Annotated in this window: 18 protein-coding genes; 2 read left to right on the top strand and 16 right to left on the bottom strand. The window is 41.3% G+C overall.

All coding sequences use genetic code 11. From position 1 onward, the window contains the following. Window positions 1–6 precede the first annotated feature (6 nt). The 7 genes from ACIPUA_RS19780 to ACIPUA_RS19810 form a co-directional block, all read right to left on the bottom strand. The gene (locus ACIPUA_RS19780; protein ID WP_449060046.1) at window positions 7–447 is read right to left on the bottom strand and encodes a hypothetical protein; all 441 of its coding nucleotides are present in this window, start codon (window positions 445–447) and stop codon (window positions 7–9) included. Between the two features lie 83 nt (window positions 448–530). Then, window positions 531–3665, bottom strand: coding sequence for a hypothetical protein (locus ACIPUA_RS19785; protein WP_369106213.1), 3135 nt, complete (start codon window positions 3663–3665; stop codon window positions 531–533). A gap of 76 nt (window positions 3666–3741) precedes the next feature. Then, window positions 3742–4134: a hypothetical protein gene (locus ACIPUA_RS19790; protein WP_210849406.1), complete on the bottom strand. Its 393-nt coding sequence runs from the start codon at window positions 4132–4134 to the stop codon at window positions 3742–3744. A gap of 10 nt (window positions 4135–4144) precedes the next feature. Continuing rightward, a complete protein-coding gene (locus ACIPUA_RS19795; protein WP_210849405.1) occupies window positions 4145–4735 on the bottom strand; it encodes a hypothetical protein in 591 nt (196 codons plus the stop codon). 62 nt (window positions 4736–4797) lie between these two features. Next, the gene (locus ACIPUA_RS19800; RefSeq protein ID WP_449060047.1) at window positions 4798–5262 is read right to left on the bottom strand and encodes a hypothetical protein; all 465 of its coding nucleotides are present in this window, start codon (window positions 5260–5262) and stop codon (window positions 4798–4800) included. After that, window positions 5255–5629, bottom strand: a complete 375-nt coding sequence (locus ACIPUA_RS19805) for a hypothetical protein (protein WP_272672263.1) — start codon at window positions 5627–5629, stop codon at window positions 5255–5257. The genes ACIPUA_RS19800 and ACIPUA_RS19805 overlap by 8 nt, the downstream gene beginning before the upstream one ends. Beyond that, on the bottom strand, window positions 5626–5871 hold the full coding sequence (locus ACIPUA_RS19810; protein WP_047256773.1) for an Arc family DNA-binding protein: 246 nt from the start codon (window positions 5869–5871) through the stop codon (window positions 5626–5628). Before ACIPUA_RS19810 ends, ACIPUA_RS19805 begins: the two co-directional genes overlap by 4 nt. Window positions 5872–5990: 119 nt before the next feature. Between ACIPUA_RS19810 and ACIPUA_RS19815 the strand changes: the two genes are divergently transcribed. Both ACIPUA_RS19815 and ACIPUA_RS19820 read left to right on the top strand, forming a co-directional pair. Continuing rightward, window positions 5991–6143: an Arc family DNA-binding protein gene (locus ACIPUA_RS19815; protein ID WP_449060108.1), complete on the top strand. Its 153-nt coding sequence runs from the start codon at window positions 5991–5993 to the stop codon at window positions 6141–6143. Window positions 6144–6211: 68 nt separating this feature from the next. Beyond that, window positions 6212–7213, top strand: coding sequence for a phage antirepressor N-terminal domain-containing protein (locus ACIPUA_RS19820; protein ID WP_449060048.1), 1002 nt, complete (start codon window positions 6212–6214; stop codon window positions 7211–7213). A gap of 44 nt (window positions 7214–7257) precedes the next feature. Here ACIPUA_RS19820 and ACIPUA_RS19825 read toward each other — a convergent pair whose 3' ends face one another. The 9 genes from ACIPUA_RS19825 to ACIPUA_RS19865 form a co-directional block, all read right to left on the bottom strand. Beyond that, the gene (locus tag ACIPUA_RS19825) at window positions 7258–7518 is read right to left on the bottom strand and encodes a hypothetical protein (RefSeq protein ID WP_449060049.1); all 261 of its coding nucleotides are present in this window, start codon (window positions 7516–7518) and stop codon (window positions 7258–7260) included. Between the two features lie 2 nt (window positions 7519–7520). Beyond that, window positions 7521–8207, bottom strand: a complete 687-nt coding sequence (locus ACIPUA_RS19830) for a DUF6246 family protein (protein WP_449060050.1) — start codon at window positions 8205–8207, stop codon at window positions 7521–7523. A 49-nt stretch (window positions 8208–8256) separates the two neighbouring features. Further along, entirely contained in the window at window positions 8257–8997 is a 741-nt protein-coding gene (locus ACIPUA_RS19835; RefSeq protein WP_105881119.1) for an Ig-like domain-containing protein, read from the bottom strand. A 61-nt stretch (window positions 8998–9058) separates the two neighbouring features. Next, on the bottom strand, window positions 9059–9427 hold the full coding sequence (locus tag ACIPUA_RS19840; RefSeq protein WP_442960077.1) for a phage tail termination protein: 369 nt from the start codon (window positions 9425–9427) through the stop codon (window positions 9059–9061). Beyond that, the gene (locus ACIPUA_RS19845) at window positions 9424–9849 is read right to left on the bottom strand and encodes an HK97 gp10 family phage protein (RefSeq protein WP_210845361.1); all 426 of its coding nucleotides are present in this window, start codon (window positions 9847–9849) and stop codon (window positions 9424–9426) included. Before ACIPUA_RS19845 ends, ACIPUA_RS19840 begins: the two co-directional genes overlap by 4 nt. A gap of 1 nt (window position 9850) precedes the next feature. Continuing rightward, complete coding sequence (locus tag ACIPUA_RS19850; protein ID WP_449060051.1) at window positions 9851–10219, bottom strand: hypothetical protein; 369 nt, start codon at window positions 10217–10219, stop codon at window positions 9851–9853. After that, window positions 10216–10587 carry a DUF7370 family protein gene (locus ACIPUA_RS19855; RefSeq protein ID WP_449060052.1) on the bottom strand — a complete coding sequence of 124 codons (372 nt, stop codon included), beginning with the start codon at window positions 10585–10587 and terminating at the stop codon, window positions 10216–10218. Before ACIPUA_RS19855 ends, ACIPUA_RS19850 begins: the two co-directional genes overlap by 4 nt. Then, on the bottom strand, window positions 10571–10780 hold the full coding sequence (locus tag ACIPUA_RS19860; protein ID WP_195698443.1) for a hypothetical protein: 210 nt from the start codon (window positions 10778–10780) through the stop codon (window positions 10571–10573). Before ACIPUA_RS19860 ends, ACIPUA_RS19855 begins: the two co-directional genes overlap by 17 nt. A gap of 9 nt (window positions 10781–10789) precedes the next feature. After that, window positions 10790–11866: a major capsid protein gene (locus tag ACIPUA_RS19865; RefSeq protein ID WP_449060053.1), complete on the bottom strand. Its 1077-nt coding sequence runs from the start codon at window positions 11864–11866 to the stop codon at window positions 10790–10792. Window position 11867 lies beyond the last annotated feature (1 nt).

Raw genomic sequence — 11867 nt, forward strand, 5'->3', positions numbered from 1 at the left:
TCTTTTTTATCTCAGATATCCAAGCGATACACCTTCAACCTCACATGCCTTAAATCTCCATAATTTATTTATGGTGCGTTCATTTGGCAGGGTTGTTTTTACTAACATATGTAGGTACGCAGGGAATTTGTCTTTATCTTCAATTTTTTTTGCTGCTTCTTCCGTGTAAAGCTGCTCTTTAATTTTTGTGAAATATTCCCTCACCCCCTGAGCGACCTCTTCACTTACAGCTGCTGCCTCCATTTGCTTTATACTTAAGTCACACCAAGCAGCGCCGCCGATAATGAAACCTGAGTATATTGTTCCATTTACCGATATAGTTGCAGGCGTAAAGCCTTCTTCGTTAGCGTCAAAGTTTTGGTTGGCTGTTGCAATTAAATCAGCTAAAAAATAATCAACAAACTCGTTGCTTCCGTCGTAGTTTTTGACTTCGTTCTCTTCTGACATATTAACTCCTTTTATGAATTTGAATAAATATTATACCAAACCGCATAGCTGTTGGCATATTCAAATCATATTAAATTACTGCATCACAAAGACCCTGTTGCCTTTCTTGGTGCATTGTGATGGGTTGATACAGCTCCGCTTATTTCACGTCCTTCCATAATGTTGCGAACGACTATATTAATAACATCTTGAGCATTGAGTCCTTTCTCTGTACTCACATCAACTGTTGCACCAGAGGCTTGTTGATAAACATTGATAATCGGAGGAAGGCTACCGCCTCCTTGTAAGTCTTTATTAGGAATTACTTTCCCACCTTCACCAGGCAAGAGATAGTTTTTCCCAGAACTTGTCTGTAAAATCTCTGGCTTACCGCCCTCACCAAAACGATAGTAACTATTTGGGTTTACTGATCCGCCATTGTAACGACCTCCACCATAGCTTCTAAAATCAGTAGGCATACCCATACCACCAATATTAGACAATGATGTAACGCTACTTGCTACGCTGGCTATATTAGGAATAGCACCCAGTCCGCCCATAAAAGTACCTAGTATTGTTCTGGTAATTAATGCCTGAACTGCCATTTGCATTAATTGCTGTATCATCGCGTTCAAGGCTGTGTTAGCCAAGTTACGCATAGCGTCACCAGCCGATTGCGTTCCAGATAACATAGCCGAAACCGCCGTTGCTGTTCCGCTGCTCAATGAATCTATCGCGGTTCCCATGAGGTTATTTAAATCATTCTGCCCCTTCCAGAGCCCCCACATTGCATCAAATCTAGACTGCTCATATTCTCTATTAGCAGCATTCATTAATGCCAATCCTTGCTCTTCAGTAAGAACTTTTTGATTAACATACTCTTGGATTAAAGCGAGTTTTTGAGCGTTCTCATTGGCTAATTGCTGAACAGGGTCTAGCTGACCTGCCATTTCTTGCGTAGGTGTTATGACTGATTTGGCGTTTTCCTCTGCAATCTTCTTAGAGTATTCCGCATTTATTTCAGCTCGACGTTTCTGATATTGTTCCTCTGTGACTAGGTTGGCTTTAAGCTGCCTATCTAGTTGTTCAATTTCATCAGATTTTAATTTTTCGGCTGTTGCAGTTGCATTTGCCGCTAGAGCTGCGCGTTTATCTGCTAGCCTTTGTTCTATATCAAATAACTCACCAGCCAAACGTTCTGCTTGAGCTTTTTGCTCTGGGCTTGCCTTGTCTCCTAATGCCTTAACTGCATCATATTGCGCTAACTTCTTAGAGCCTTCTTCGTAGCCTTTATTAAGGCGTTCGATTTCAGCTAGTTGTCGTTGAATTGCGTTAGTTGCTTGCTCCATGTCTTTTTTGGAATTTTTAAGACTAGAAGAAGATTCCTTGTTTTTGGTGTTAACTTTTCCTTGCCATTCATATTGCTGTTTAATGCCCTCAATATATTCTTTGGCAAGTTTTGGATCTAAGCCATCTTGTTTAGATAAAAATTGCTCCGCTCTGAAAACTGCTGCTGCTTCAGCTCCTTGTTGATACTCAATCTTCAATGCTTCAACGTTAGTTTTTATGCTGTCCAATTGCTGTTTTAAATTAGCTGCGCCTTGCGTTTCCATTAACTGCTTTTTAGAAGCAACAGCATCATCAATTGAGCGCCTGATATCATCAGTTATGGCAACACCTTGCTCTGCATATTTGTTTTCAAGATTGAGTTTGTACGCCAGCAACTCGGCGGCTTGAGCGCCATTAGTGAATAGCTCATTTAATATTTCTTGCTGGCTAGATAGCGAGTTATATTCAGATTTTAGTATTTTTACAGATTTAGCTGCATCACCTATTGCTACCGCGCCTGATTCTGAAGCCTTGTTAAGAATATCTTGTTGTTTTTCTAAACTTTGTATACTTCCATTATACGTGTCATGCTCCGCCATAAGTTCATCAAGTTTGTCTTTTAAGCTAGCTAGACGGCTTTCATATGTGAACGCCATTGCCCCTGCTTTTTCCATCCATTCATAAGGGCTTTCTTCCATATATCTAATGGCATTTTGCACTTCCTCAATTCTTTGAGCTACCTTCTCCAATGACTTTGTGTCTGCTTTTATTGCAATCTTAGCCTGATTAGATGCTGCTTTTGCTTGGCTTTGAGTTAATTCATCCACCTTTTGTATGGCTTCATTTACTTTATTCTTGTAATCATCTATAGAAGAATTGTTACTCATAGCTTGATATAAAGCGTAAACCCCAGCCGCTGCCAATAGCAATATTCCAGATGGCCCACCCAATAAAGCCATAACACTTCTTAGCCCATTCATAGCTACAGCCTGAGCCTTGGTTGCTGCTGTTGCTCTATTTTTTGCCGCCGTTGCAGCGTCATCTGCGGCTGCTGATGTTATTTTGGCTTCTTTTTCTAATAACTCAGCCTGAGTTAGTTCTATTGTTGCCTTTTTATGCGCTTCTTTAGCTGCCTTTACTTTATCTTCTGCGCGCCAAACTTCTTGCGCTATTGCATTTGATTGTTTCTCAATCTGGTTTTGGGTTCGCTGAACTGCGCTTCTTGCTTTTACAACCTCAGCCAGTGTCTTTTCATTGCCAATAGTTTGATGGGCTAACTCCGCTTGCTTTAACTGATATTGCTGCTCCTTTTGAAGAACTTCCATTGACTCAATGTGAGCTGTTTTTTTATCTGCTAATGCCTCGGCTACTTGTAACTCTGATTGGGCTAGTTTTATAGCTTCTTCAGCTGATTTTCTTTTCTCCTGAGTAGACAGAACTAATTGAGATGCTTCGGCTTGGTATGCCTGAGCTTGCTTTTGCATTGCTTCGGCATTCTTTACTTCTTCTGCTGTAGCATCAATTGCCGCCCTTGTATGCTTAATCAATGTCTCAGTGGCGCTACCTACATTGCCAATATACCCAGCCCCTATAGTTCCTGATACCGTGCTCAACACGCCAGTAAACTTACTATTTGTCTGCATTGCCTTTTCAGTAGCTAACGAGTTCGCTCCGATCTTTCCAGATAGTTGAGCCATATCTCGTGATAATTTGTTTAGCTCTGGCATCTTCATAGCTGTAGCCACTTGAGATGCAGTTTTATCTAGTCTATTTAAAGAGTCAGTGGCTTTGTCTGTACTTTTCTCAACGTTATCCATTACCTTGTTGACTTGCTTCTCACCGACAAGCAACTCTTTAATGTCCATGCTTACATCGTAGTGGATACCACCTGCTGATTGGCTTTCTGACATAATTATTTTCCTCTATAAAAAAGAAAGCCCCGTCAATTTGACAGGGCCTATGCATAAAATTGGTTTGTATAATCTGTTAATTCTTCACGCAATCGGAAAATGCTTGTGTGGTAGCCTTTACATTCCCTGTGCCATCAATCGCAATGGCGGCACCTCCATCTGGAGTAAATGTTTCGAGAACCCCATCATTTTGATAAATAAAGCTGACTTTATTGTCATTTTTAATTTCTTTCATTTCGTGGCTGACATAATCACCATTTTTCATACCATGAATAGTCATTATTGGCGCTTTAAATGTTAATTTTGCTTTAGTTGCATCCACAGGAAATACATAATCACTTTTACTATCTATAGATTTATTATTTAGTGAATTAGATACTTTACAAGAATACGTTCCATCAAATTTATTCTGCTCTCCTTCACACCCAGCCAGAGCTAACAATGCGGCAACTAGTAATATTCTTTTCATTGTATACCTACTAATAAAATTCAACTTTACTGGCATTCCCTTCATAAAAAGCCAGCACATCGCCATTAGGCTCAAATATATTTACTGATGAGAAGTATAAATTTCCAATCTGATTACTAGTCGATTTGATGATCTCTGAATCACCGACATCAATAACTAATATTTTCCCAGCGTCTTTGTTTGCCTTATCTTTGCTTCTAGCAATAGACAATACGGCAAATTTACCGAATTCCGATATGTCTGCACTCATCATTAAGGCAGTGCAATTCATTCTATACAGAACCTTGCCGTGTTTATCTGCAACCACAATTGCGACTATAGAGTTATCGTCTTTGTTATGCAGCGAAAACAGAAAGATACCATTTGTCGCTATAGCATAAACCTTATAGCAATGACCTTGCGGAGCATCCATTATTAGCTGTACAACATCATTTAAAACTAGAGTAATTCTGTTGTCCCACCTAGTGTTCTCTTTGTCATTTTTTGACGTACAAACAAACCACTGCTTGTTACATGATGGAACACCTGTAAGAAATTCATCGTTAAGCGAAAACAGTGATACTTTCCCATCTTTACTGGTATGAAACCGCTCAACTTTCATCCCACCCTCACCTCAGTTTTTTATCAGTCTAGTTTCTTAGTGCCGCAATTGGGAGCAAATCGTTATTTAAGAACTATGCCATTTAATGCTTCTAATATTTTGTTTACATAGGTTCCGAATATGGCTGCACCTGCGATAAGAATAACACTAACAACCGCGCTAGAAGCTTTAACTACAGTCTTGAATGTTTTAATTTCACTTTCAATATCACCTATTCTTTTGCTAAGTGTCCTGTCGGTATTATCGATTTTTTCAATTAGTGATTTATTACTTTCAGCCGACATTTTGCTTTGTGATCTTTCTAGTTCACCGATTTTCGATAACACTGACTTGTTGTCGCTTTTTATTTCTCTGATATCCAATTTTATTTCTGTAATGTCTCGCTGGATGTGAGAAACATCAGACTCTAATTTCGCAACCCTTGATTCCATATCTCCACCCCCACCACTGCCGCCATTGAACACAAGACCACTCTCACTTCCGTCAAGCGTTTCTAAATCTTTACGTATATAACGAACATTACTCATTGTTGTCATCCTTTAACTTTTCAAGGATGCCAGCCCACTTGATTACTGGGTAAGCATTGAAATACATCTCATGTCCACAATGCCGACATATAGCTCTATATTTATAGTTTACCAAACTGAATTCATTATCGCTTTCTGGAAACACGGTCTTTATTGGGATTAAATGATAAACATCCTCACCATCCCTGCCTCTTTTAGGGAAGCCCATTTTACCATTCCCACATACAAAGCATTTTACGTCATCAACGCCTTGAGACTTTAGGAAGCTATCGAAAACTTTATCCGTTACCTGTTCGAATATAGTCAGTAACTTTATCCTATTATCGCGATGCATTCGCTCTTCTTTGCTTATTTCTTCATCGCTCATGATTTACCCTCATACATCTTCTTGACGGTTTCCATGAATAGCTCTTTGAACTTATCTGATTCTAAATTGGCTAGTTCGTCTATGTTCTTCGGTTTTCTTTCTTCGTCTACAGCTTCCTGTAGGATCATTATTATTTCCGAGTTCATAGAGCGACCATTCTTAAGCGCTCTCTTTTGAATTTTTTCTTTTAAATCATCAGGTATTCTAACACCCATTGGCGTTAAGCCTCTCATGCCTTTCATTGTAGCTACCCTCTGCAATATTTAGCATCACAGTGTAGCTAAAATAACATTGACTAAATACTTTTAAGTTGATAGCTTTATAGCTACACTTTAGCTACATAAAGGGCAAAAAAATGAGGATGAGAGAAGTTTCCCCATTGGGGTTAAGAATCGACCCCGAAATCAAAGAAATCTTGAAGATTATTGCAAAGAAAGAAGGAAGGTCTCTGAATTCAGAGTTGGTTCAGAGATTAAAGCGAACGCTCATACAAGATGGTTTATTGAGTGTTTAAACAGCGAAGCCCCAACTGCGCTAACAGTCGAGGCTTCTTATTTAGTCCGAGTCTAGAGGAAACGAACTATGGGTACTATATCAACAATTAATGTCCCTTTCCACGGAGATAACCTTTATCTGGTTAATTATGAGGGTCAGCCATTCGTAGCTATGCGACCATTCATTGAAGGAATGGGATTAGATTGGGCTTCACAATATACTAAGATAAAACAAAGATTTAAAACCTGTGTTGTGAATATCACAATGCAGCTTCCATGCGATAATCAACGTCGTAGTGTTGTTTGCTTAGCCCTTAAAAAGTTAACGGGCTGGCTTCATACGATAAACATAAACAAGGTAAAACCTGAAATAAGAGAGAAAGTTGCCGCATACCAAGATAGAAGCGACGACGTACTCTATGAGTATTGGACTACTGGCGAAGTTAAGGCTAAGCCACGTAAACAGGTTAAACAAATTGCTGGTCGTATTACTTCAGAACAGCAAGAAGCAATTAAGCAGCTAGTTTTAAATCGCGGTAAAGCATTGCCCAAAGAGAAGCAAGCAAAAGCAATGATTACTATGTGGTCATCGTTAAAAAGTCACTTTGGTTGCACGTACAAAGAAATTGATAGCGACAAGTTCACAGAGGCATTATCACTGGCTGCGCGTGTTCCGCTTGAAGGTGAGTATTTACCGAAGCAAACTGAGCGATTCGTTGGCTGTCGCGTACTTCATCACTATGACGATAAAGGCGCGATTATTAAATCTGAAATCGCAGCAGACGACGAGCAATTAACTAGCCCGAAAGTATTTGCTGATTTAGCCGAAAGTCGCGGTTATGTCATGGTTAAGAAAGATTCTGTAGGTGTGAAATTTAATAAGCATAAAATAGCTCATACCCTAGAAGGTGCTGTAATTCACATTCGAGCAATGAAAGAATACTGGAATAATGGGCTTAAAGATTCACTCAAACAACTAGGATATCAACACACAGGTTCAATGACTGAGCACATGACAGACATTCTGTTTCATCTTGATTGGGCTATTCACGAAATAAAAGGCGATAACTTAGATAAGTTACCAGCTTAACCGACCAGCCCAAGGATGGGCTAGATCACAAATCCAGCATGGCGCTATTTCTTGTATTCCTTAAGCAAGACACCACTGTCGCTATAGACTTTGAATGTGTCGCCTTCTTGCATTTCGATAAAGTCACCAACATAGCGATCATCTCTATCGATAGGATGAATGAATATCACATCTCTAAATGGTGGCTTGTCGGGCACATGGCTTTTCATTTCCTCAACATAAGCAACGCTTTTAACGTGAATTATTTCATCTTTAAACTTGTATTTATGCCTAGATGGATTAGCCAAAATAATATTTAAATACATAATTACCCCTTATTCGCTTTTGCTTGTGCAATACGACGTTTTTTACGCTCGAAATAATCATCAACAGCAGTGTCATATTCTTCTTTGGTGAAGCCTTTTTCTTCTGGATACTTAGCTTTAAGCATCATCAAGAATTCTGACATTGTGAGCTTCTCGGCTTCGTCACGGTTCATTTCAAAGTGGACGCGGGATGCATTGATATATTCAACAGCATTAAACGAATCAGTGAATTCTTTATCACTTTCATTGCGTTGCAGCTTCCTGATTTTCACCTTGCCAATTACGCCATGGATCATCAACTCTCTAGCTAGCACGATAATGTCAGATATTGGCATTTTACCCATACGGTATGTTATGCCGTTTTTACCCGCACGCCACTGACCTATTAATTCGTCGCAGTCCTTATTACAACAGGCTTGCATCACAATCATTGCTGATGATAACAATTTACGAGACGCGCTTTTTTTTAAATATTTCAGCAGCCAGTTGCTATTTGAACCACCATTAAGGGAATATGCCGCTAGTAATGAAATGGCATCACTAACTACGGAACCAGATAAAGCGGTGAAAATATCAACTATTTCTGATGGGCTACCGATATTCGTCATTGCATTAAATGACGGGCTAAAAATGTACTCGTTGTTAGGTGTTTGAACAGCGAACTCGCCATATTCTATTTTCGGTGTCATAAGATACTCCTAGTATTATCAAGGGCACTCGTAAGCACCCTTTGTAATATTACGGAGCCGTTACGGTTACTTCTGACGTATCTGTCAGGCCACCATCAGCGGTAGTTGCCGTGATGGTAACTTTGCCAGCAGCGATACCAGTAACTAGGCCGTTTGGTGTAACAGTTGCCTTACCTGCATCAGAGCTTTTCCACACAATCGCTTTATTAGTTGCGTTGCTAGGTGTCACCGTTGCCGATAATTGCGTTGTCTTTCCTGCTTCAACTGATGCAGTTTTAGGAGTCACCGCAACATTCGTCACAGGGATGGCATTGTCATCTTCGATAACTTGGAAAGTAGTACCATCAGCCAGTTTTAACTCTAAGCTGTAAGTTACAATTTCTTTCACCCCGCCACCGTCACTTAACCCAGTGACGTTCATGTAGCCAATGTGATAGTAATCACCCCAGTGCAAACGCATCCACACGGTAGGCTGACGGCGTGCCTTAATCTCATCAACAACGTATTTAATAAATTGCTGAATACCAAACTCATCAGAACGGTCATGAAGACGTACTTCACCTTCAATCGAGTAAGTCGGGTCAAGGTTTGAAATCATAGTGGAAGAAATACCGCCATTATCAGCATCAGAAACCAGCGTTTCAGGCGCTAAATCCCACGTCACCGATGTTGGCAGGCCATTTAGTTTTAACTCTTCGTCAGTCGGGAACTGGTCAGGACAACCATATGCCAACTCGACAGTTTTCAATCGCCCAGTCATGATGTCTGAGCTAGTAGTACAACCTTGCATGTTGCCTCTCTTATAAATAAAAAAGGCCGCACATTGGCGACCTAGTTTGAGATTTGTTTGTTTATGATAAGCAGCGAAATGATAGTCTGAATATCGTTCGGTTTTCTGTGGTTACAATTCCTGATGGCAACCCACCCATATTAAAAACTGAGTTGAGATTACAGTCGCTAGGATTTGCCGCGACATATTTGAGTATTTCATCAGCACGAGTTAATGCGGGGATTGGGTCATCTTGTGCAGACACGAGAATAACATCGACATAATCATCGGCACTCAATTCACCTAGTCGACCAGTACCACTGGAGGGACGGATAACAATGTATTGTTGAATCTTGCTATCTGGCCTCTCCTTCCATTCAAGCCTTTGAACAATGAAGTCAGAAGTCAGGTTTCCGCGCTCCAAGTAATCGAGAAAGTCGTCAATAATCACAATGTCATCTCCCGCCTGATCGCCTCTTCAACTTCTTGTCTTCCCTCTTCGGCAGCTAATTGCAGGAACTTAGGTTTTGCGTTCGGGTCCCAATAGTTTCCGGTTAAACTACCACCGCCAAAGGATTTCCCTTCACGAGTTTTACCAAAGTGAGCCCTCGGTTGGCCTTTTAATGTGCCCGGTGCGTTATGTACATAAGCGGCATAATTAGCTGTATAAATAACCCTACCTGTCAGCAAGTAGCCATTTACTTTTAGCTCCCTATTCTGCGAGTTAATTAACGTAGATGAATCAATCGGCGTATATAGCGCAGCTCTAAGACCGATAACATTTGCACCAGCCATTACAGCACTTGCAGCTCTGCGATTAACACCTTCGACAAAGGCATGTATGTTATTAACAACTCGAACACGCTTAGCCATATCAGGTCCTTATCTCGTAGTCGAACTCTTCACCGAAAAAGCTCATATCATCTTCTTTGACTGTGATGATAATGTCAGCGCCTGCGATTCGCGGGTCAGATTTAGAAGTAGCATCACCTTTTGCAATATAGAAACCGCGCTCTGGCTTTTGGACATCAACACCGTTGCGCTTCAACTCAGTGTAAAAAACGTTATTGGTAACAAACTCTTTTCCCATATCGTCTTTCACAACTTCATTGCTAGATTGCCATGTGCAGTCAATTAGGTAAGGCGTGCCATAGGTGATTTCATCACCCCATTTCCCTCCGCCGCGAATGACAGGGTAAACAGTAGCGACATTGGTATAAACCCACGCAGCCGTATTACTCACGAGCAACCCCCTACCACACCAAAGAACCCAACCGATTTACTCGCCAGTGGTAACGTAGATAAACACCCTGCCGTGTCCCATGCCCTAAGCTGTTTCAGTAAGTAATCTGTGCCAGCAGAGTCATAAGTAAACGAGCGTGACGCCCCATTAGGAGCGCCTTGTGATGATATCTTTCGAGCGCCAGACAATGAGGCAATACGAACCAGTGCGTAAACTAGAAGTAATTTTTGCAGTGATTCATCATAGTTAGCCGCCAAGCATTCAGATTTTGCATTCACTTGATCCAGTAGCAACAACAGCACGGAATCAGGCAATGTAAACCCAAGCTCGGCTATCATTGGCTTTACGTCATCAAGTGTTATCACCATCTGATTTACCTTTACCCTTTTTTTTCTCTGGCGTGGCGACTTCGAGTTTTCGCTCTTCGATTCGCTCGACCAGACCAGCCCTTAGCCACGTTTCAGCAGTTTCTTCTGAGACTTCCAACTGAGCGCCAACCTCTTGTTTTTTGAGGTCGGCACCAGCAAAGAAGTTACTTGAAATAACCTTTACCAGTGCCATGAATCCCCCTTACGCGCCTTTAGCGTGAATAACTGAGAAGTGACCAGCGATGTCTTGCTTAACCATCAGGCCAGCAGCACCCCATGTGCGCCATACATAGTCTGAGTTGTAGAACTGACGAGGGTCAGCAACAGTACCGAATGCCTGACCGACGATAGGAGCAATAACACCAGCGCCCAGCGGAACAATAAGAACTTCGTTACCTTTCAGCTCATAGTCTTCTTTGAAGTCTTTAATGCCCGTGATTTTCTTGATTTCTTCAAGAATGGTTCGGGTTTGGTTAACATCGAAGTAGACAGATTCCCAGTTAGACAAGATTTCGCCAGATACGTACCAAGTCTGCTCGCCGTATTGCAGATTTTGCAGCTTCAGAACGTCACGCAGCTTGATAATTTCAGTACGGATTTTTTTACCATCTTGCTCAGTTGCAAAGTCGACAGTCAATGTGACCTGCGCCACCCGCTCATCACTACGTAGACCTTTAAAGGTCTTACCATCAAACACAATAAAGTTACCCGCTGCGTCGCGAAAACCGTTCCAGATAAAGTCGAGGTACTTACGACGAACAGTATCAGTAGAGTCTTTTTGAGCGTCCGCAAGCGAAGCTAATGCAGAGCCTTTCGCGAAGATAGGGTCACGGAAACCAAACTTGAAGCCCGTATCATGAATAGGAACCATTGTTCCATCAAAGTCATACGCACTTGCATCTAACAACGCACCGATTTGACCACTCATTGAGGTATGAGCAACGCCGCCGCTACCTTTGCGTGCATATTCATACACTGACTCTTCCAGTCGAACAGAGCGAGACAGCGGCATCAAGTCGTTTAACAATGTAAACTCTGTTGTAGGCTGGAATTCAGCTGTTACAGTTTGGTCATAAGCTTTGTACAAGCGCTTAATGTCGTCAACAGCATTTGCCGCATCTAATCTAGGTGCATTTTCACCACGATATCGAGCGCGTGAGATAAAGTCAGCCACCGCTTGAGCGGATGAATTACGAGCTAGTTCTAGCTCACGAAATTGAGCATTGACAGCCTCAAGGTTTCCCGTTTCGGTTGCCTTCTTAGTTGAAAAATAAAACATT

The organism is Providencia sp. AGC89, from assembly GCF_053543535.1.